This window comes from Cutibacterium granulosum, assembly GCF_900186975.1.
GTDB classification, from domain to species: Bacteria; Actinomycetota; Actinomycetes; order Propionibacteriales; family Propionibacteriaceae; genus Cutibacterium; species Cutibacterium granulosum.
The window spans coordinates 1,264,507-1,282,319 of record NZ_LT906441.1 but is presented as its reverse complement, the minus strand read 5'-3'; the positions used below and the strand labels follow the sequence as shown (position 1 = coordinate 1,282,319).

At 64.7% G+C, this 17,813-nt stretch carries 19 protein-coding genes; 4 read left to right on the top strand and 15 right to left on the bottom strand.

What is annotated here, in order from left to right:
• Positions 1-54: 54 nt before the first annotated feature.
• A complete protein-coding gene (locus CKV91_RS05420; RefSeq protein ID WP_410172685.1) occupies positions 55-1,044 on the top strand; it encodes a bile acid:sodium symporter family protein in 990 nt (329 codons plus the stop codon).
• A 249-nt stretch (positions 1,045-1,293) separates the two neighbouring features.
• Here CKV91_RS05420 and CKV91_RS05415 read toward each other — a convergent pair whose 3' ends face one another.
• The 3 genes from CKV91_RS05415 to CKV91_RS05405 all read right to left on the bottom strand — a co-directional run bounded on the left by CKV91_RS05415 (position 1,294) and on the right by CKV91_RS05405 (position 3,993).
• Positions 1,294-2,601, bottom strand: coding sequence for an SPFH domain-containing protein (locus CKV91_RS05415; RefSeq protein WP_169712418.1), 1,308 nt, complete (start codon positions 2,599-2,601; stop codon positions 1,294-1,296).
• A gap of 138 nt (positions 2,602-2,739) precedes the next feature.
• Positions 2,740-3,204 carry an NfeD family protein gene (locus CKV91_RS05410; protein WP_065860728.1) on the bottom strand — a complete coding sequence of 155 codons (465 nt, stop codon included), beginning with the start codon at positions 3,202-3,204 and terminating at the stop codon, positions 2,740-2,742.
• Between the two features lie 3 nt (positions 3,205-3,207).
• Complete coding sequence (locus tag CKV91_RS05405; protein WP_065860727.1) at positions 3,208-3,993, bottom strand: ABC transporter ATP-binding protein; 786 nt, start codon at positions 3,991-3,993, stop codon at positions 3,208-3,210.
• A 61-nt stretch (positions 3,994-4,054) separates the two neighbouring features.
• Here CKV91_RS05405 and CKV91_RS05400 point away from each other — a divergent pair, with 61 nt between their 5' ends.
• Positions 4,055-4,858, top strand: a complete 804-nt coding sequence (locus CKV91_RS05400) for a hypothetical protein (protein WP_065860726.1) — start codon at positions 4,055-4,057, stop codon at positions 4,856-4,858.
• Between the two features lie 104 nt (positions 4,859-4,962).
• Here the strand turns inward: CKV91_RS05400 and fabI are convergent, their stop codons facing one another.
• Both fabI and fabG read right to left on the bottom strand, forming a co-directional pair.
• The gene (gene fabI / locus CKV91_RS05395) at positions 4,963-5,736 is read right to left on the bottom strand and encodes an enoyl-ACP reductase FabI (RefSeq protein ID WP_023035527.1); all 774 of its coding nucleotides are present in this window, start codon (positions 5,734-5,736) and stop codon (positions 4,963-4,965) included.
• 104 nt (positions 5,737-5,840) lie between these two features.
• Positions 5,841-6,566: a 3-oxoacyl-ACP reductase FabG gene (gene fabG, locus CKV91_RS05390; protein WP_021103086.1), complete on the bottom strand. Its 726-nt coding sequence runs from the start codon at positions 6,564-6,566 to the stop codon at positions 5,841-5,843.
• Positions 6,567-6,996: 430 nt separating this feature from the next.
• Here fabG and CKV91_RS05385 point away from each other — a divergent pair, with 430 nt between their 5' ends.
• The gene (locus CKV91_RS05385) at positions 6,997-7,704 is read left to right on the top strand and encodes a methyltransferase domain-containing protein (protein WP_065860759.1); all 708 of its coding nucleotides are present in this window, start codon (positions 6,997-6,999) and stop codon (positions 7,702-7,704) included.
• 34 nt (positions 7,705-7,738) lie between these two features.
• On the opposite strand, the gene CKV91_RS09805 is transcribed toward CKV91_RS05385, so the two are convergent.
• The gene (locus CKV91_RS09805; RefSeq protein ID WP_065860725.1) at positions 7,739-8,380 is read right to left on the bottom strand and encodes a helix-turn-helix domain-containing protein; all 642 of its coding nucleotides are present in this window, start codon (positions 8,378-8,380) and stop codon (positions 7,739-7,741) included.
• Between the two features lie 90 nt (positions 8,381-8,470).
• Positions 8,471-10,069: an ABC-F family ATP-binding cassette domain-containing protein gene (locus CKV91_RS05375; RefSeq protein ID WP_065860758.1), complete on the bottom strand. Its 1,599-nt coding sequence runs from the start codon at positions 10,067-10,069 to the stop codon at positions 8,471-8,473.
• Positions 10,070-10,261: 192 nt separating this feature from the next.
• Here CKV91_RS05375 and CKV91_RS05370 point away from each other — a divergent pair, with 192 nt between their 5' ends.
• On the top strand, positions 10,262-10,618 hold the full coding sequence (locus tag CKV91_RS05370; RefSeq protein ID WP_065860724.1) for a hypothetical protein: 357 nt from the start codon (positions 10,262-10,264) through the stop codon (positions 10,616-10,618).
• Positions 10,619-10,622: 4 nt separating this feature from the next.
• On the opposite strand, the gene CKV91_RS05365 is transcribed toward CKV91_RS05370, so the two are convergent.
• From CKV91_RS05365 to CKV91_RS05330, 8 genes are all read right to left on the bottom strand, one after another.
• Positions 10,623-11,069 carry a metal-sulfur cluster assembly factor gene (locus CKV91_RS05365; RefSeq protein ID WP_095140981.1) on the bottom strand — a complete coding sequence of 149 codons (447 nt, stop codon included), beginning with the start codon at positions 11,067-11,069 and terminating at the stop codon, positions 10,623-10,625.
• A gap of 17 nt (positions 11,070-11,086) precedes the next feature.
• Positions 11,087-11,566: a Fe-S cluster assembly sulfur transfer protein SufU gene (gene sufU / locus CKV91_RS05360; protein WP_021103079.1), complete on the bottom strand. Its 480-nt coding sequence runs from the start codon at positions 11,564-11,566 to the stop codon at positions 11,087-11,089.
• Entirely contained in the window at positions 11,563-12,840 is a 1,278-nt protein-coding gene (locus CKV91_RS05355) for an aminotransferase class V-fold PLP-dependent enzyme (RefSeq protein WP_065860723.1), read from the bottom strand. The genes sufU and CKV91_RS05355 overlap by 4 nt, the downstream gene beginning before the upstream one ends.
• Positions 12,840-13,607 carry a Fe-S cluster assembly ATPase SufC gene (gene sufC, locus CKV91_RS05350; protein WP_021103076.1) on the bottom strand — a complete coding sequence of 256 codons (768 nt, stop codon included), beginning with the start codon at positions 13,605-13,607 and terminating at the stop codon, positions 12,840-12,842. Before sufC ends, CKV91_RS05355 begins: the two co-directional genes overlap by 1 nt.
• Before the next feature lie 4 nt (positions 13,608-13,611).
• Positions 13,612-13,929 (bottom strand): non-heme iron oxygenase ferredoxin subunit, encoded by a 318-nt coding sequence (locus CKV91_RS05345; protein WP_231933846.1) that lies wholly within the window; start codon positions 13,927-13,929, stop codon positions 13,612-13,614.
• Between the two features lie 5 nt (positions 13,930-13,934).
• Positions 13,935-15,155, bottom strand: coding sequence for a SufB/SufD family protein (locus CKV91_RS05340; protein ID WP_411791887.1), 1,221 nt, complete (start codon positions 15,153-15,155; stop codon positions 13,935-13,937).
• A gap of 42 nt (positions 15,156-15,197) precedes the next feature.
• Positions 15,198-16,655 (bottom strand): Fe-S cluster assembly protein SufB, encoded by a 1,458-nt coding sequence (gene sufB, locus CKV91_RS05335; protein WP_065860721.1) that lies wholly within the window; start codon positions 16,653-16,655, stop codon positions 15,198-15,200.
• Positions 16,656-16,787: 132 nt separating this feature from the next.
• Complete coding sequence (locus tag CKV91_RS05330) at positions 16,788-17,504, bottom strand: helix-turn-helix transcriptional regulator (RefSeq protein ID WP_065860755.1); 717 nt, start codon at positions 17,502-17,504, stop codon at positions 16,788-16,790.
• Between the last annotated feature and the right edge of the window lie 309 nt (positions 17,505-17,813).

Below are 17,813 nucleotides of genomic sequence, written 5' to 3'. Positions count from 1 at the left end.
CCGGACGGTCTCCGGTGCAGAAATCACCCATCGTCCTGCCATAAAGTGGCGGCCATGAGCACCAAGCGCCATCTGCCCATCGACGGATTCGTCACCGCAATCGTGGTGACGGCCGTCATCGCCTGCCTGTTACCGGCACGGGGATTCATGGTTCCGGTTCTCGACTGGGCGGTGAAGGTTCTGGTCTTCGCACTGTTCTTCCTCTACGGCGCACGCCTGCATCCCTCCGAAACTCTCGAGGGCCTGAAGAACTGGCGGATGCACGGGCTCATCATGGCATTCACCTTCATCGCCTTTCCCCTCATCGGTCTGGCGCTGAGGGTCCTCGTACCCTGGGCGCTGACTCCGGCCCTCTACACCGGCGTCATGTGGCTGTGTCTGGTGCCCTCCACGGTGCAGTCGTCAATCAACTTCACCTCGATCGCCCACGGCAACATAGCCGGAGCCATCGTCGCCGCCACGACGTCCAACCTGCTGGGCACATTCATCACGCCAGTCCTGGCGATGCTGCTCATGTCGACCAGTGGCGGGCTGCAGATCCAGGCCTCGTCCCTGCTCGACGTCGCCATCCAACTGCTGCTTCCCTTCATCCTGGGTCAACTGTCCCGCCGGTGGACGGCCGCCTTCGTCACGGAGCACAAGAAGCAGCTGAAGTTCGTGGACCAAGGAGTCATCATCGTTGTCGTGTACTCGGCGTTCTCGGAGGGAATGCGTGAGCACATGTGGTCGCTGGTGACCACACGGTCGTTGGCGGCGGTGATCGTCGTGTGCCTAGCGGTTCTCGGGTTCATGCTGTGGTTCACCTGGGCGGTGCCGGGCTGGCTGGGATTCACTCGCGAGGATCGGATCGCCGTACAGTTCTGCGGCACCAAGAAGTCCTTGGCAACCGGTCTGCCGATGGCCACCGTGCTGTTCGCAGGACAACCGGTCGGTCTCATCGTCCTACCGCTCATGATCTTCCACATGGCTCAGCTCATCGCCTGTGGCAGCCTTGCCGGCCGTTACGCACGCCGGTGGGAGGCTGCCCAGAACCATGTGGCGTGATCCTTGGCCACGCCGCCCTCCCGCGCCCGACGTCCTTGGCCGCAGCAGTCAGCACACAGAGCTGACGCGATTCGTCACTGCACGGGACTGACGGGTTCATTTGCTGCACGGGGCTGATCGGGCTGTCGAACGGACAGCCGCCGATCGGTGGGGATCCACAGTTGTCACACCGTTGCCCGGCGTGCCGCATGTTCGCAGCAGTGACCAGGGCTTCCGGGGAGACACGTCCCCCGGGAACGCCCCGACGTCTCATCCCTGCTCCGGGTCGTCACCCTCCTGGCCCCGGGACTGCTGCCGAGGTTCATCGGATTCGTCATCATGAGCAGGATGGTTGGTGCCGTGGCCGGAATCTGAGTTGCCGTGGGCGGAGGCGAAGTCGTCACCGCGAGCAGATGGCAACCCCTCATCGGGAGTCGTGGTCAGCTGCGTGTTGCTGCCTTGCCGATCACTGCCGGGACCGACCTGCTGCGGTTGAGCACGTCGGGTCATGCGGGGACGGTTCCCGGGCGATTCCAGTTTGGCCGCCTCGTCTATGGCCTTCTGCACGGTGGCGTCGGACGACTTCTTCTCGTCGGCCTTCTGGGCCTCGATCTCGGAAAAGACGTCGATCTTCTCCGGGGGCTGGAAATGCGTCGGATCGGCAGGGCGGTACGACCCCGTCTCCTCCGACTCACCGTGGCCAACCATCGAGCCCAGCCCGCGCAGGGCATCGGTGAGCTCGGATGGTACGACCCACACCTTGTTGGAGTCGCCGTGAGCCAAGTCTGGCAACATCTGCATGTACTGGTAGGCCAGCAGCCCTTGATCGGGTTGTCCGGCATGAATGGCGTTGAACACGGTCGTGATGGCCTGGGCCTCGCCCTCGGCACGCAGCATCTGGGCCTGACGGTCTGCCTGGGCCTGCAGGACGGCCGCCTCTCGCTCACCCTGGGCACGCAGGATGGCCGACTCCCGGTCACCGCCGGCAGCAAGGATCTGTGACTGCCGCTGTCCCTCGGCCAACAGGATCGAGGCCCGCTTGTCGCGTTCGGCACGGGCGCCCTTCTCCATGGCGTCGCGAATGGTGGGCGGCGGCTCGATGGCACGCAGCTCAACGCGATTGACCTTGATGCCCCACTTGCCGGTGGCCTCGTCGAGGACGAGACGTAGCTTCTGGTTGATCTCCTCACGGCTGGTGAGAGCGGCCTCCATGTCCATACCGCCGATGATGTTGCGCAAGGTGGTCATTGTCAGCTGTTCGATGGCCGTCTTGTACGACTGGGCCTCGTAGGCTGCGCGCTCCGGGTCGACGATCTGGAAGTAGATCACCGAGTCGATGTTGACCATGAGGTTGTCCTCGGTGATGACGCCCTGCGGCGGGAACGGGACGACCTGCTCGCGCATGTCAAGGGTGTACCTGACTCGGTCGATGAAGGGGAGCATGAGGTGTGGTCCGGGATTGAGACGACGATGGTACTTTCCGAGCCGTTCCACCAGCCCGATCTGTTGTTGACTGATGATCTTGATGGTCGATCCAATGGCCACCAGGACGACGACCAGAATGATAACGGCGACGATGGTTCCTCCGGGCACAACCGCTTCCTCTCTGCAACACCATGTGAGGCGAATACTTCAGGTGTCACCTCTCCCACCCAAAATCATGCATGGCCCATTCTGCCACTGGCAATACCTCCGTCGGGTGAGGGGAAGCAGACGTCAGCGATCAAGCTGGCCAGTACTCGGATAGACGAGCAACGTCGTCCCCTCCACGGCGTACACCTCAACACGGTCCCCGTCCTCGACTGGGCCTGCCGCATCCACGAGTCGTGCCGTCCACGTGTCTCCGTTGACGTGCACCGTCCCGGAATGGTCGGTGACCTCGCCGAGGGCATATCCCGTCGATCCGACCAGAATGTCCAAGGAGGAGCGGTAGCCCACCGAGTCACGCACCCTGCGCAGCAGGGTGGGGCGTAGCAGGGCGAGCAACAGTCCGGCGACCAGGGCAGCCACCACGACCTGTACCACCCACATACCGGGAGCAATTGCAGCGGCAGCTGCTCCAGCCGCAGCCCCGACCGCCAGCATGAGCAGGGTGAAGTCTGCCGTGAGCATCTCGAGGCAACCGAGCACAGCTGCGGCCATCAACCAGCCGATCCAGGCGTTGTCGTCAAACAGGCTCATGACTCACCGCACCGCCCGAGCGCTCCATCGCCCGTCATCATGGCTCACCACCAGCGGCAACCCGAATGCCGTGCCGAGCACCTCGGCGGTGAGGGTCTGCTCGATCGGGCCAGCCTGCACGATCCGTCCCTCGTCCAGGACCAGGGCATGGGTGATCCCAGCCGGGATCTCCTCCAGATGGTGGGTGACGAGCACCGTGGCGGGAGCCGCTGGATCGGTGCACAGTTCCCCGAGTACCGAGACCAACTGTTCTCGTCCGGCAAGGTCCAGCCCCGCTGCGGGTTCGTCGAGCAGCAGCAGTTCCGGGTCGGTCATGAGGGCCCGAGCAATCTCCACCCGTTTGCGTTCCCCCTCGCTGAGGGTCCCGTAACGGCGCGTCTGCTTGCCGGCCAGCCCCATTCGGGCGATGAGTTCATCGGCGCGGGCCTCGTCGGTGGGGTCGTAGGTCTCGCCACGGCGGCCGAGCACCGCCCAGGCAGCCGACACGATGAGGTCATGCACGGTTTCCTCGTCGGGGATGCGGTGTGCCAGCGCAGACGAACACATGCCGATCCGGGGACGCAGGTCGAAGACGTCGACCGCGCCGAGGATCTCGTCCAGGATCCCCACCAGACCAGTGGTGGGAAACGTCTGGGCGGCGAGGATCTGCAGCAGGGTCGTCTTGCCAGCACCGTTGGGGCCGACGATCACCCAGCACTCGTCGTCCATGACGGTCCAGTCGAGGTCGTTGAGGATCACATTGTTCCCGCGCCGCACGGTGACATCGGCCAGCTGCACCACTGCACTCATGACAGCGAACCTACCTCACCACGAGCTGCCTCAACCAGTGCCGCGCGCATATCCTCGTGGGGTGCTCGAGATTTCGTTGCGTCTGACCTGTCTGCTCAATGCGCTGGCGGCTGGCACCACGACGGCGGCCCACGCCGAGGAACACCTCAACCGGTGGGCGGTGGCCCACCACGTCAACGATCCGGATGAGTTGTTGGCGCTGCCCGACCACGATCCCATCGCCTCCCTGCCCATCCGTCAGGCCTTGGCACGGCTGGAGCACGGAGGAGTCGGTCACACACGTGCGCCGGAAAGCGCAGCAGCCGGCATCGTACGCACGGACCCCGAGGCACCGACCGCCTGGGAGCTGGTGCTGCCCACTCCCGGCAACTACGCCGGGCTGCGTGGCCCGGCACGGATCGTCTCCGAGGCTCTCGATACCGGGACAGCGGTGATCTGTCACCAAGGTGCGTGGGCAGGAACGATGTGGATCGGCACCAGGGTGGGGCACGGTGTCCACTGGCGGATCCTACGGGCCAATCCCCCACTGCCCCCGATGTCACCTCTGGAGGCGCTGCAGGAACTGCGCGCCCAGATGCGTCATACGGCCGACCTGCTGGAGGGTCTGGGGCTGAGCGCCGGTGAGCGTCCGGACACCGTGGCTCCCCGGCTCGGCAGCGGATACTCCAGCGGGGACCAGGCCGTGCTGGAGACGGCCTGGACGGTGTGGCACGCATGCCAGGCCGGGCTGGACTCGGCGCACGAGGTACTCACCGCCCACGGCGTGCGAACCAGGCTGGATGCGCTGTACCACCTGCGCCACGCCGCAGGACAGGCCATCACTGCCGCAACGGCGTGGCCCAGAACCGCCCGTCCACCACACTGATCCCCTCCCCGACCCTCAGGGGCCGGGTTCTCAGGGGCCGAGGGCACGGAACGTGAGTGCGTCGGGCGGTGCAGATCTTCGCCAGTGCCGAGGGAGGTGGTTTCTCAGGCCCCGGTGGAGTGCAGACCGCCGTCGACGTGGATCATCTCGCCGGTGGTGGCGGGGAACCAGTCCGAGAGCAGGGAGACGATCGCCCTGGCCACGGCCGTGCTGTCCTTGGGGTCCCAGCCCAGCGGGGCACGTTCGGACCAGACGTCGTTGAACTGCGAGGCCCCCGGGATGGCCTTCTTGGCAACGGTGTCCAGCGGGCCGGCTGCCACGAGGTTGCAGCGAATGCCGTCCTTGCCGAGGTATCGGGCGAGGTAGCGGTTGGCCGACTCCAGACCTGCCTTGGCCACCCCCATCCAGTCGTAGAACGGCCAGCTGACGGTGGCGTCGAAGGTGAGTCCGACGACCGAGGCGTCCTGCGTCAGCATCGGTGCCAGGGCGCGAGCCAGCGCCACGTAGGAGTAGGTCGAGGTGTGCAGCGCGACATCGACGTCGTCCCACTCGGTGCTCAGGAAGGCACCACCCAGGGCACGTTCCGGGTTGGCGAAGGCGATTGCATGGACGACACCGTCGAGCTTGTCCACACCAAGATCGTTGAGCACCGACGGCAGGGCCGTCAGCTGATCGGCATCGGTGACGTCGAGCTCGATGACGTCTGGTTCGACGTCGAGTCGGCGCACTGCCCGTCGGGTGGCGCCGATGGCCCGCTCCAGATTGGAGACGATGACCCGGGCACCCTCCTGCTGGGCGAGCTGGGCGGCGCGGAACGCGATGGAGGTGGGCATCGTCACACCGGTGACGAGGATGGTGCGTCCGTCAAGGAGTCCCATGAACATTCCTTTCAGAGAATTGTGATCGTGAATTGTCGGCCTCAGTCGTGACTGGCCTCGGTCATGACTGCTGGGTGCCACGCAAGCTGTTGGCTGAGCTGTGGTCAGTGCCCCATGACCAGGCCACCGTCGACGGGCAGCACGGTTCCGTTGATGTAGCCGGCCTCGTCGCTGACGAGGAACTTCACAGCGGCGACGACGTCGTCCACCTCACCCAGCCGCTTGGCGGGGATGCGTTCGAGATAGCTCGCGACGGTCTTCTCCGGCAGCCCGGCGGTCATGTCGGTGTTGATGAATCCGGGAGCGACGAGGTTCGCGGTGACGCCACGTGACCCCAGTTCCCGGGCCACCGAGCGGGCCAGACCGATCATTGCGGACTTGGAGGCGGCGTAGTTCACCTGACCGGCGGAACCCAGCAGCCCCACCACCGAGGAGATCGCGACGATTCGGCCGAACCGGGCTCGTGTCATGCCACGGGCGGCTCGACGCACGACCCGGTAGGTGCCGGTGAGATTCGTGTCGACGACCGAGGTGAAGTCGTCCTCCTTCATGCGTGCCAGCAGCCCATCGCGGGTAACCCCGGCGTTGGCGACGAGCACCTCGACCGGTCCGAGCTGCTCCTCGACGGTGGTGAAGGCGTGGTCCACGGATTCGGAGTCGGTGACGTCACACACCACCGGAAGCACACCGTCGGGGGCCTTCCCAGATCGGCTGGTGGCGGCAACTCGGTAGCCTGCCTGGGCCAGTGCAGCGGCGATGGCAGCGCCGATTCCTCGGGATCCGCCAGTGACCAGGGCGACACGGCCTGCATTGACTTGCTGTTCGCTCATACCGTAAACCTAGCGCGCTGGGCGCTCTGACGCCCATTGCTGGGTCAAAAGTCGCGACGGGCTGAAATCCGGACGGGTTGAAATCAGTTGGTGCCGAATTCTCCCTGCAGTTGCGTGTCGGTGCTGCTCCCCCGGTGCTCGCACTCCTGTTGCTCACCCTTCGGCCCTGTTACCAGACTTCGGCACAGAAACCTCACGGATGGCGTTGACGCCAGACCGCCGTGTGCTGGGGGCAGGGTACAGTCGCTGTACATGCCCACCGAGGAGAGACATGGTCGCACACATTGAGCGTCTGCAACCGGTCATCGACTGGTTGGCCTGCCCCGTGTGTGCCCGGCAAGGCTGCTGGCAGCGACTCACGGCGGACGGCACCAGCCTTGTCTGCCCGCACCGCCACACCATTGACGTGGCCAGGCAGGGATATGCCACCATGACGGCTGGTCCGGCCGGCGTCAATGCCGACACCGCCGCGATGCTTGACGCCCGCACCCGAGTGCTGTCCAGCGGGTTGCTCGACCCGGTGGACGATCTGCTGGCTCGTCGTCTGCACGGCGCACGCCGCATTCTTGAGGTGGGTGCCGGAACCGGGTTTCATCTGGCAGCGGTGCTGGACCGGCTGGGCGCACCGGCACAGGGATTGGCGACCGACATCTCCCCCGCTGCGGTGCGACGCGCTGCCGTGGCCCATCCCCGGATGTCTGCCGTGGTGGCCGACACCTGGCAGCAGATCCCGCTGCGCGACGGCCAGGTGGACGCGATCATGTGCATCTTCGCGCCACGCAACCGTGCCGAGTTCGCTCGCGTCCTCCCCGACGGGGGAACCCTCGTCGTCGTCACCCCCATGGCGGACCACCTGATGCAGTTGAGGGACCTCACAAGGATGATCTCGGTCGCACCACACAAGCAGTCCACCCTGCTCGCGTCATTGTCCGGATCCTTCGAACCGGTGGCTCGCGATCACATTCGCAGGACGGTGACACTCGAACCAGACCTGGCTGCCGACGTCGTGGCCATGGGACCGAGCGCCCACCATGCCGCTGCTGCGCACCTGGATGACTCGGTGGATGTCACCGTTGCCCTGGAGGTGACCACACTGCACAGGACGGCATCACATGCGGCGATGGAAGTCGATGGGTGAATGCTGAGGACGCCACGTCCCACCCCGGCAAGGGTCATTCTCCGGCATCGGCCGCCGGACGGCTCCTCGCCGCGTGCCGGGCCCGTTCCAGCGCCGACTCGGCCTGTTCGAACACTCGCTGCGCCTTCTCAGCCTTGCGAGCCTTGCGCTTGGCCTTCTTGACCGCTGCCTTGCGCTTGGCCTTCGAGGCACCGTTCTTCTTCTTGATCTTCCTGGCCTTGCGACGAGCCTTGTCAGCCTTGTGTCGCGCAGCCTTGGCGTGTTTCCTGGCCTTCTTGAGGTCAGACTTGAGTTCGGACGTCGAGGGAGCGTCGGAATCCTCCCGGGACTCCGACGGGTCGGGAGGAATGACACCCTTCTCGTCATGGGGATGCTCACGGGCCTCGTCATGGGACTGCTCACGGGCAGGGGAATCCGGGCCAGTCATTGGGCCGTGGCTGGGGCCTTCTGAACGATGGGCCTGTTGGGCCCGAACCTGTGGCGATGCTGGATTGGCCCCACCACGAGCCCGAAACTGCACCCCGGCCTCCGTCAGCAACCTCTGACACAGACCGTAGGATCGTCCAATCTCTCGGGCCAGAGCCCGGATCGACGCGCCCTGTTCGTAGCGATGGGCAAGCTCACGCGCCATGGCCTGACGTTCGGCCCCGACGAGACGGGGTGGACGGGTGGGCATGAAACCTCCTGATGGCCATGGGCACAAGGGTGACATCGCAGAACACGAGTGTGTGACATTTTATGACGTCACGCTCATCACCGCTGGTAGTCACGACAACGAGATGAGCTCGGCGTAGTCGTCCCCCCACATGTCCTCCACCCCGTCGGGCAGCATGAGGACGCGATCGGGCTCGAGAGCTCGCACTGCTCCCTCGTCGTGGGTGACGAGGACGATGGCCCCGCCGAAGTTGGCGATGGCACCCAGCACCTGCTCCCGGCTGGCTGGATCAAGGTTGTTGGTGGGTTCGTCGAGCAGCAGGACGTTGGCCGAGGACACCACCAAGGTGGCCAGGGCCACTCGGGTCTTCTCACCACCGGAAAGTACCCGCACCGGCTTGTCGACGTCGTCACCGGTGAAGAGGAACGAGCCGAGGATCTTGCGCATCTCGGTCTCGTTGAGGTCCTGGGCGGCCGAGGCCATGTTCTCCAAGATCGTGCGGTCCATGTCGAGCAGATCGTGCTCCTGGGCGAAGTAGCCGATCCTGAGCCCGTGCCCCGCAATGACCTCTCCGGTGTCGGGCTGCTCGGCACCGGCCAGGATGCGCAGCAGGGTCGTCTTGCCGGCACCATTGAGCCCCAGGATGACGACCTGACTGCCACGATCGATCGCCAGGTCCACCCCGGTGAAGACCTCCAGGGAACCGTAGGTCTTGGTGAGGTTCCTGGCCATGAGAGGCGTCTTGCCGCATGGTGCGGGCTCCGGGAACCGGATGGCGGCCACCTTGTCGGCGGCTCGCTCCCCCTCCACGGCGTCGAGCATGCGTTCTGCTCGTCGTGCCATGTTCTTGGCAGCGACGGCCTTGGTGGCCTTGGCCCCCATCTTCTCGGCCTGGGCCTGTAGGGCCGAGGCCTTGCGTTCGGCGTTGATGCGCTCCTTGTGGCGACGTTTCTCGTCGGCAGCGCGCTGGCGCAGGTAGAGCTTCCACCCCATGGAGTAGATGTCGATCGTCGAGCGGTTGGCGTCCAGGTGGAACACCTTGTTGACGGTGGCCTCCACCAGATCCGTGTCGTGGCTGATCATGAGGACGCCACCGGAGTATGACTGCAGGAAACTCCGCAGCCAGACGATGGAGTCGGCGTCCAGGTGGTTGGTGGGCTCGTCGAGCAGCAGGGTGTCGGCCCCGGAGAAGAGGATGCGGGCAAGTTCCACCCGGCGCCGCTGACCGCCGGAGAGATTCCTCAACGGTTGGGAGAGCACCCGGTCGGGCAGCGCCAGGTTGGACGAGATACGTGCCGCCTCAGCCTCGGCCCCGTAGCCACCAGCTGCGACCAGACGGGCCTCGGCCTTGGTGTACTTGTCCATGGCACGGTCGCGTTCCTCGCCGGTGGCCGTCGCCATGGTCTGTTCCAGGTCGTGCATACGGTCCAGCAGATGGTCCAGCCCACGGGCCTGGAGGATCCGGTCCCGAGCCAGGGTGTCCATGTCCGGGTCGCGTGGATCCTGCGGCAGGTAGCCCAACGTACCGGTGCGTCGTACCGTACCCGACGTCGGGAGACCTTCACCGGCAAGGATGCGGGTGAGCGTCGTCTTGCCGGCGCCATTTCGGCCCACCAGACCAATCTTGTCGCCAGCAATGACCTGAAAACTCACGGGCTTGAGCAGCAACCGGGCACCGACTCGAACCTCAACATCATTGACCTGCAGCACCCGCATATATTGCCCCGCTGCCGGGGCATAACCCAAACCGTCTCTGGTGGATCAACCGCTTCCACACCTCGAATGTCGGTGGCACAACGCCCTCACACCTGCGAAGACCGCACGACACGAACTGGTGTGCCGATTCCCACCTCGCAGTGACCACTGCCGGACATCCTTGACCAACCCTGTCAGAATGGGCCCATGGCTTCTCCGCGGCACGCTGCACCTGCTCCTGATGACGAACCGGATCTCGCCGAGCTCAACCGGGCCTGGCGCCGTTATCTTGCATGGATCATCGCAGGACTCGTCGTTGCCGTCCTTGGCCTGGTGATCTTCGGATACCTCGGCTGGTGGAGCATGTGCGGAGTGGTCTCCGGCACGTGCGGACACACCGAACCTGCCATCTACTGGGGGTCGACGATCAGCGCAGGACTGTTGGGCGGCCTCATCGGTCTGCTGCTGCAGGGCTGGCTGGACAAGCGCACGAGCACGATCATCGCGATCAGCGCAGGGGCTGGGATCATCGTGCTCATGAGCATCTTCTGGTTGCTCGTCTGAGGGATCAGACGTTGAACCCGATCGCCTGCAGCTGGGTCCGTCCATCATCGGTGATACGCTCCAGCCCCCACGGTGGCAGCCACACCCAGTTGATGCGCACCGAGTTGACGATTCCCTCCAGAACGGTCTGGGTGTCGTACTCCAGTCGGTCGGTGAGCGGACAGGCAGGGCTGGTGAGCGTCATGTCGATGACGACATTGCCGTCGTCGTCGATGTCGACGCCGTAGACGAGCCCGAGATCCACGACGTTGACCATGAGCTCGGGGTCGATGACATCCTTCATGGCCTCGATGACGTCGTCGACGCTGGGCTTGACCGAACTGCGGGCAGCAGCGGCCTGTTCCGAGAAAGACTCCGAGTTCTGCGTGGACTCGGGGGTCTTGGGCCCCGATCCGTCCGGCAGCACGTCGTCAACAAGGTCCGAGGGTTTGGTCTCAGGGTTGTCCGTCATCTCAGTGTCCCCTTTCCTCAGGACGCGTCGGTGGTCTGGGTGGCGTGGGTACCAGCGTCGCCCAGGACGTCGCTCTCGACGAGGGCGTCCTCCAGGGCTGACCAGCCGAGCATGGCGCACTTCACCCGCGCCATGAGCTGGGCCACCCCCTGGAAGGCCACGGCATCCTCATAGGCCTCCTCGTCCAGGCTGATGGTGCCGCGTGAGCGCATCATCTCCTGAAAACCCCGGTACAGCTGCTGGGCCTGTTCGGCGGTTTTCCCGATGACGAGATCGGTCATCACCGAGGTGGAGGCCTGCGAGATGGAACAGCCCACCGAGTCGTAGGAGACGTCGGTGATGGTGTCACCGTCCAGGTGCAGACGTAGCTTGAGCTCGTCACCGCACGACGGGTTGACCTGACTCACCTCGGCGGCGTAGCCGTCCCGCAGTCCGCTGTGGTGCTTCTCCTTGTAGTGGTCAAGGATGATCTGCTGATACATCTCCTCGACGTTCATGACCGCGTCCCTCCGACGAAGAAATTGCGTGCGTGGTCAACGGACTCGACAAGCCGGTCGATCTCAGCCTCCGTGGTGTACAGGTATGACGACGCACGCAGCGACGACTGTATTCCCAGTCGCTCGTGCAACGGCCGGGCACAGTGGTGACCACCGCGCACGGCGACACCGCGACCGTCCATGATGCTCATGGCGTCGTGCGGGTGCACACCGTCGACGGTGAACGAGACGGTGCCGGTACGAGCCGTGGCATCCGTGGGGCCGAGGATGTGCACCCCGGGCACCGACCCCAGCCCCTCGAGCATGAGTGCAGCCAGCCGATGTTCTCGCTGGACGATGGCAGCCATTCCGACCTCGTCCAGGTAGTCGGCAGCGACCGCGAGGGCCGTGAGCTGGGCGATCGGCGGGGTGCCTGCCTCGAAGCGGTGCGGGGGCTTGGCATAGGTGGAGCCCGTCATCCGCACGACCTCGATCATCTCCCCGCCACCAAGGAAGGGTGGCAGGTCGTTGAGCAGGTCGTAACGCCCCCACAGGATGCCGATGCCGGTGGGACCGAGCATCTTGTGGCCGGTGAAGGCGAGCAGGTCCGCCCCGAGTTCGGTGACGTCCACTGGCATCTGTGGCACGGCCTGGGAGGCATCGACGACGACGACCGCGCCCACCTGATGCGCCCACTGGGCGATGCGCTGCACCGGGTTGATCGTGCCCAGCACGTTGGAGGCCAGGGCCAGTGAGACGACCTTGGTGTGCTCATTGATGAGCCCCTCGCGCTCGGCCTTGTCAAGATCGAGTTGGCCGTCGTCGGTGATGTCGAACCAGCGCAGTTTCGCCCCAGTACGTTCACACACCAGCTGCCAGGGCACCAGATTGGAGTGGTGCTCCATGATGGTGATGACGACCTCGTCGCGGGGGCCGAGTCGGGTTCCGAGGGTGTTCGCGGCAAGGTTCAGTGCCTCGGAGGCATTGGACAGGGCGACGACCTCCTCGGGTCGACTCGCCCCGAGGAACTGGGCGATACGCTCACGTCCACCCTCGAATGCCTGGGTGGCCTCCAGACCCAGCCGGTGCATCGCCCGGGCGACATTGGCGTTGTGCTGGCCGTAGTGCTCGGCGATGGCATCGATGACCACCTGGGGTTTCTGGGAGGTGTTGGCCGAGTCGAGATAGGTCAGCGGGTGGCCGCCCACCTCCCGACCGAGAATCGGGAAATCGGCCCTGATGGCTGCGACATCGGCCTCGGAAAGACTGGCCGTGGCATCGACGTTGCCAGCCATCAGGCGTTGGCCTTTGCAGCCTCGACGTACTTCTCGTAGCCGGTGGCCTCGAGTTCCTCACCCAGCTCCGGTCCACCAGTGGTGATGACACGTCCGTCGACGAAGACGTGCACCTGGGAGGCCTTCACGTATCGCAGGATGCGGGTGTAGTGGGTGATGAGCATGAGCCCCCTGGAGGAGTCCTCCAGGTAGTGGTTGACGGCTTTGGAGACAACCTTGAGGGCGTCGATGTCCAGTCCAGAGTCGGTCTCGTCGAGAATGGCGACCTTGGGGTGCAGCAGCTCGAGCTGGGCCATCTCGGAGCGCTTCTTCTCGCCACCGGAGAATCCCTCGTTGACCGAACGCTCGGCGAAGTCGGGGTCGAGCTCCTGACGGGTCAGGGCGTCATTGACCTCCTTGACCCAGGTGCGCAGCTTGGGGGCCTGTCCGTCCACGGCAGTGCGCGCGGTGCGCAGGAAGTTCGACATGGAGACACCCGGCACCTCGACCGGGTACTGCATGGACAGGAACAGTCCGGCGCGAGCCCGTTCGTCGACGCTCATGGCGAGCAGGTCCTCACCGTCGAGGGTCACCGAGCCGCCGGTGACGGTGTACTTGGGGTGGCCTGCCAAGGTGTAGGCCAGGGTGGACTTGCCGGAGCCGTTGGGGCCCATGATGGCGTGCACCTCACCGGAGTTGATGGTGAGGTCGACGCCCTTGAGGATCTCCTTGGGGCCGGCTTCGGTCTCGACATTGGCGTGAAGATCGGTGATCTGCAGGGTAGCCATGGGTTCAGGACTCCTTCATGGGGTTGTCGACGTCGACGAGGACGTCGTCGCCGTCAATGGTCACGGGGTAGACGGGGACCGGCTCGGTGGCCGGGAGGCTCAAGGGTTTTCCGGTGTGCAGGTCGAACATCGCGCCGTGCATGTAACACTCCAAGGCGCATTTCTCGACGTCACCGTCCACGAGGGGGACGGCGGCATGTGAGCACAGGGCGGAGATGGCGAACACGTCGCCCTCGGTACGTACCAGCACGACGTCGGTGCCGTCGACGTTCGTCTCGACTGGTGTGTCGTCATCCAGTTCGTGCAGGCTGGCTGCCTTCACGGCGCTCACTGCCCTGCTCCTTCGAGGGCCGGGGAATCAGACTCGGAAGTGCCCAGGGCATCGACCAGTTCGGACTCGATGCGCTCGATGAGCTCGTCACTCACCGACTCCACACCGATACGCCGCACGATGTCGGTGAAGAATCCGTGCACCACTAGGCGACGGGCCTCGATCTCGTCGATGCCACGGGCCTGCAGGTAGAACAGCTGATCGGCGTCGAATCGTCCGGTGGATGCGGAGTGCCCGGCTCCGCGGATGCGTCCGGTCTGGATCTCCAGGTTCGGCACGGCGTCGGCACGGCAACCCTCGGTGAGCACGAGGTTCTTGTTAGATTCGAAGGTCTCGATGTCCTCGGCGGTGGGACGGATGAGCACGTCCCCGATCCACACCGAGTGGGCATCCTGGCCCTGCAGACATCCGCGGTAGTCCACGTGTGACACGCTGCGCGGCTCGTTGTGGTCGACGAACAGCCGATGCTCGACGTGCTGATCGGCGTCGACGAAGTAGGCGCCAAGATCGGTGAGGTCTCCACCCGGGGCGGTGTATCGGGCTGTCTGGCTCACACGAACCGCCTTGCCGCCGAACGATGCCTGGGCGGTGCGCACGACGGCGTCCCGCCCGATCTCGAAGGCGATCTGGGCACCGTGGACGGCGTCGGCCTCCCACTCCTGGATGAACAGGACGACGACATGGGCCCCGTCGGCGACCCGGAAGGTCCAGTTCTCACCGAGCTGGGCCGACCCGCGGTAGCGCACGATGACCGTCGCACGAGCGTTGTGCCCGATCTCCACGACGACGTTCTGGAATGCTGCCTCATCGACGCCGGTTCCGGTGAGGGTGATCTCGACCGGGGAGTCGAGTTCCGCCTCGGCCGGAACGACGATGTGGCGGGGGGCATGAGTGGAATTGGCCGCGGCCATCATCGAGATGCGATCCTGTGGCGTCTCGGCGAGGTCGTGGAGCCGGGCAGGATCGAGTTCGTCCACCTGCACCGATTCCGGCGCGTCGATCGTCCAGTCGAGGCGCACCGTGGTCGTCTGCTCGGCCAGCACGGCAGCGAATTCGGAGATGGGGGTGAATCGCCAGATCTCCTCGTGCCCGGTGGGCATGGGATGATCGGCAACCTGCCAGGACGGGGTGGGATGGAGATGGGACTCGACGTCGCCTTCAACGGTGACGTTGTGTTCCTTGTCGGTTGGAGCCGACGAGCTCTGAGGTGCGCTCAACGCAATCTGCCTTTCTGAGAATGTCTGATGTGCGTGCCGGCGTCAGCCGACGGCACCTTCCATCTGAATTTCGATGAGCCGGTTGAGCTCGAGGGCGTACTCCATCGGCAGTTCCTTGGCGATGGGTTCGACGAATCCACGCACGATCATGGCCATCGCCTCCTCCTCGGTCATTCCACGCTGCATGAGGTAGAAGAGTTGGTCCTCGCTCACCTTCGACACCGTCGCCTCGTGGGCCATCGACACCTCGTCGGTACGGATGTCGTTGTAGGGATAGGTGTCGGAGCGCGAGATGTCATCGACGAGTAGGGCGTCACAACGCACGGCCGACGAGGAGTGGTGTGCCCGCTTGTTGACACGCACCAGGCCACGGTAGGCCGAGCGTCCACCTCCCTGGGAGATCGACTTGGAGACGATCGTGGAGGACGTGTGGGGTGCCATGTGCACCATCTTGGCGCCGGTGTCCTGGTACTGACCCTCGGAGGCGAAGGCCACCGAGAGCGCCTCACCCTTGGCATTGGGCCCCATGAGATAGCAGGCCGGGTACTTCATGTTGGCCTTGGACCCAATGTTGCCGTCGATCCACTCCATCGTGCCGCCCTCCTCGACGTAGGCACGCTGGGTGACGAGGTTGTAGACGTTGTTGGACCAGTTCTGGATGGTCGTGTACCGGCATCGGGCGTTCTTCTTGACGATGATCTCCACGATGGCGGCGTGCAGGGAGTCCGACTTGTAGATCGGTGCGGTGCATCCCTCGACGTAGTGCACGTAGGAGTCCTCGTCGGCAATGATGAGGGTGCGCTCGAACTGACCGAGGTTCTCGGTGTTCATGCGGAAGTACGCCTGCAACGGGATGGTGCAGTGCACCCCCTTGGGCACGTAGATGAACGATCCACCCGACCACACGGCGGTGTTGAGGGCAGCGAACTTGTTGTCGCCGGCTGGCACTGCGGTACCGAAGTACTCCTCGAACAGTTCCGGGTACTCTCGCAGGGCGGTGTCGGTGTCGAGGAAGATGACGCCCTGACGTTCGAGTTCCTCATTGATCTTGTTGTAGACGACCTCGGACTCGTACTGGGCGGCAACACCGGCCACCAGGCGATCCTTCTCGGCCTCGGGAATGCCCAGACGGTCGTAGGTGGTGCGGATGTCGTCGGGAAGGTCGTCCCAGGACTCGGCCTGCCGATCCGAGGCACGCACGAAGTACTTGATGTCGTCGAAGTTGACCGAGTCCAGGTTGACTCCCCAGGTCGGCATCGGCTTGCGATCAAAGATGTGCAACGCCTTGAGTCGGCGTTGCAGCATCCACTCCGGTTCATTCTTCAGCGTGGAGATGCCCCGGACGACGTCCTCGGAGAGCCCACGCTGGGATGCCGCGGCATAGGCGTCGGAATCGTGCCAGCCGTACTTGTAGCCTGACAGCGCAGCGATGTGCTCGTCCTGGCTCTCCCCGGTGCCGGGCAGGGCGGCGTCGGAGGTGGTGTTGTCTACCTGGGTCATTGATCAGCCTTTCGGATGGATCACTCATCGGTGGAAGCCGGGGTGGCCGCACAATGACGCAGTGTCCTTTGCCACGACCGGATCCGCAGGCTCAGTTTTCACGCAGCCATTGTTGCGTAAATGCCGAGCTCGTCAAAGTTTGCCGCTTGTGGACTGCGGGGGCAACGGATTTCGCCGGCGAATGAGATCGACGTCGATGGGGACGTGTGTGGTGCACACCCCATCGCCGTGCGCAATGGTGGCAAGCCGTTGCACCCGCGAACCCAGAAGTTCGGAGAACAGCTGGGTCTCGGCCTCACACATCTGCGGGAAGGCCTTGGCCACCTCGGCCACCGGGCAGTTGTGCTGGCAGATCTGCTGGCCAACGGCAGCCGGAACCGTGGAGGCGGCGTAGCCATCGGCGGACAGGGCCTCTGCCAACGCCTCAACGGGATCTCGCCGAGGGTCCTGCTCGCGCAGCGTCCGGTACCTGGCCTCGATGTCGTCCACCCGAGCCTGGGCGACGGCGTTGAGGGCGTCGGGACCACCGGCCCGGGCGAGCTGCCGCAAGGCAGCGATGGCAAGCGCGTCATAGGCCGTGTAGTAGTCGGCGCGACCGGAATCGGTGAGGCAGAACACCCGGGACGGACGTCCTCTCCCCCGAGCCCCGAAGACTCGCTGTTCCCGGGACTCGACGACCCCGTCCTCGGTGAGGGTGGTGAGATGACGACGGACTGCCGCGGCAGTGAGACCCAGTCGGTCGGCAAGCTCAGCAGCCGTTGACGGGCCATTGTGCAGAATCGACGAGATGACGCGCTGCCGGGTCGAACCATCCGGAACCACACCATGCTGAGCAGTACCCGGTTCCAGCGTGAAGTGGGCAGAATTCTGCCCACTCGCAACGTCACCAAGGGGCTGTACCGCCGGGGTTGCGTCGGCCGGCGTCAGGGCGTCAGAGGATTCCACAACTCCATTGTTGCGTAATTTGGTTTCTTCGCAACCCGTCCTCGCAGACCAACGCCATCAGCGTACTGGCGAATCCGCCATTCCTCACTCATGTGGTGGTTGACAAGGACGAGGACGAGGCTCTTCGGGGAGCGCTCACCTTCACTGAGCTGTCCACAAACGCTCACCCACAGTGAGCGTTTCCCCTGGTTTTTGTGGCGTTGCCCACACAGT

Excerpts from the sequence above, each read along its gene's own strand:
- CKV91_RS05405 (WP_065860727.1), bottom strand. The coding sequence starts at position 3,993 with ATGAGTGCAGTGGTGCAGCTGGCCGATGTCACCGTGCGGCGCGGGAAC.
- CKV91_RS05355 (WP_065860723.1), bottom strand. The coding sequence starts at position 12,840 with ATGGCTGGCAACGTCGATGCCACGGCCAGTCTTTCCGAGGCCGATGTC.
- CKV91_RS05370 (WP_065860724.1), top strand. The coding sequence starts at position 10,262 with ATGGCTTCTCCGCGGCACGCTGCACCTGCTCCTGATGACGAACCGGAT.
- sufU (WP_021103079.1), bottom strand. The coding sequence starts at position 11,566 with ATGAACGTCGAGGAGATGTATCAGCAGATCATCCTTGACCACTACAAG.
- fabI (WP_023035527.1), bottom strand. The coding sequence starts at position 5,736 with ATGGGACTCCTTGACGGACGCACCATCCTCGTCACCGGTGTGACGATG.
- CKV91_RS05365 (WP_095140981.1), bottom strand. The coding sequence starts at position 11,069 with ATGACGGACAACCCTGAGACCAAACCCTCGGACCTTGTTGACGACGTG.
- CKV91_RS09805 (WP_065860725.1), bottom strand. The coding sequence starts at position 8,380 with ATGCCCACCCGTCCACCCCGTCTCGTCGGGGCCGAACGTCAGGCCATG.
- fabG (WP_021103086.1), bottom strand. The coding sequence starts at position 6,566 with ATGAGCGAACAGCAAGTCAATGCAGGCCGTGTCGCCCTGGTCACTGGC.
- sufC (WP_021103076.1), bottom strand. The coding sequence starts at position 13,607 with ATGGCTACCCTGCAGATCACCGATCTTCACGCCAATGTCGAGACCGAA.
- CKV91_RS05420 (WP_410172685.1), top strand. The coding sequence starts at position 55 with ATGAGCACCAAGCGCCATCTGCCCATCGACGGATTCGTCACCGCAATC.
- CKV91_RS05410 (WP_065860728.1), bottom strand. The coding sequence starts at position 3,204 with ATGAGCCTGTTTGACGACAACGCCTGGATCGGCTGGTTGATGGCCGCA.
- CKV91_RS05385 (WP_065860759.1), top strand. The coding sequence starts at position 6,997 with ATGACGGCTGGTCCGGCCGGCGTCAATGCCGACACCGCCGCGATGCTT.
- sufB (WP_065860721.1), bottom strand. The coding sequence starts at position 16,655 with ATGACCCAGGTAGACAACACCACCTCCGACGCCGCCCTGCCCGGCACC.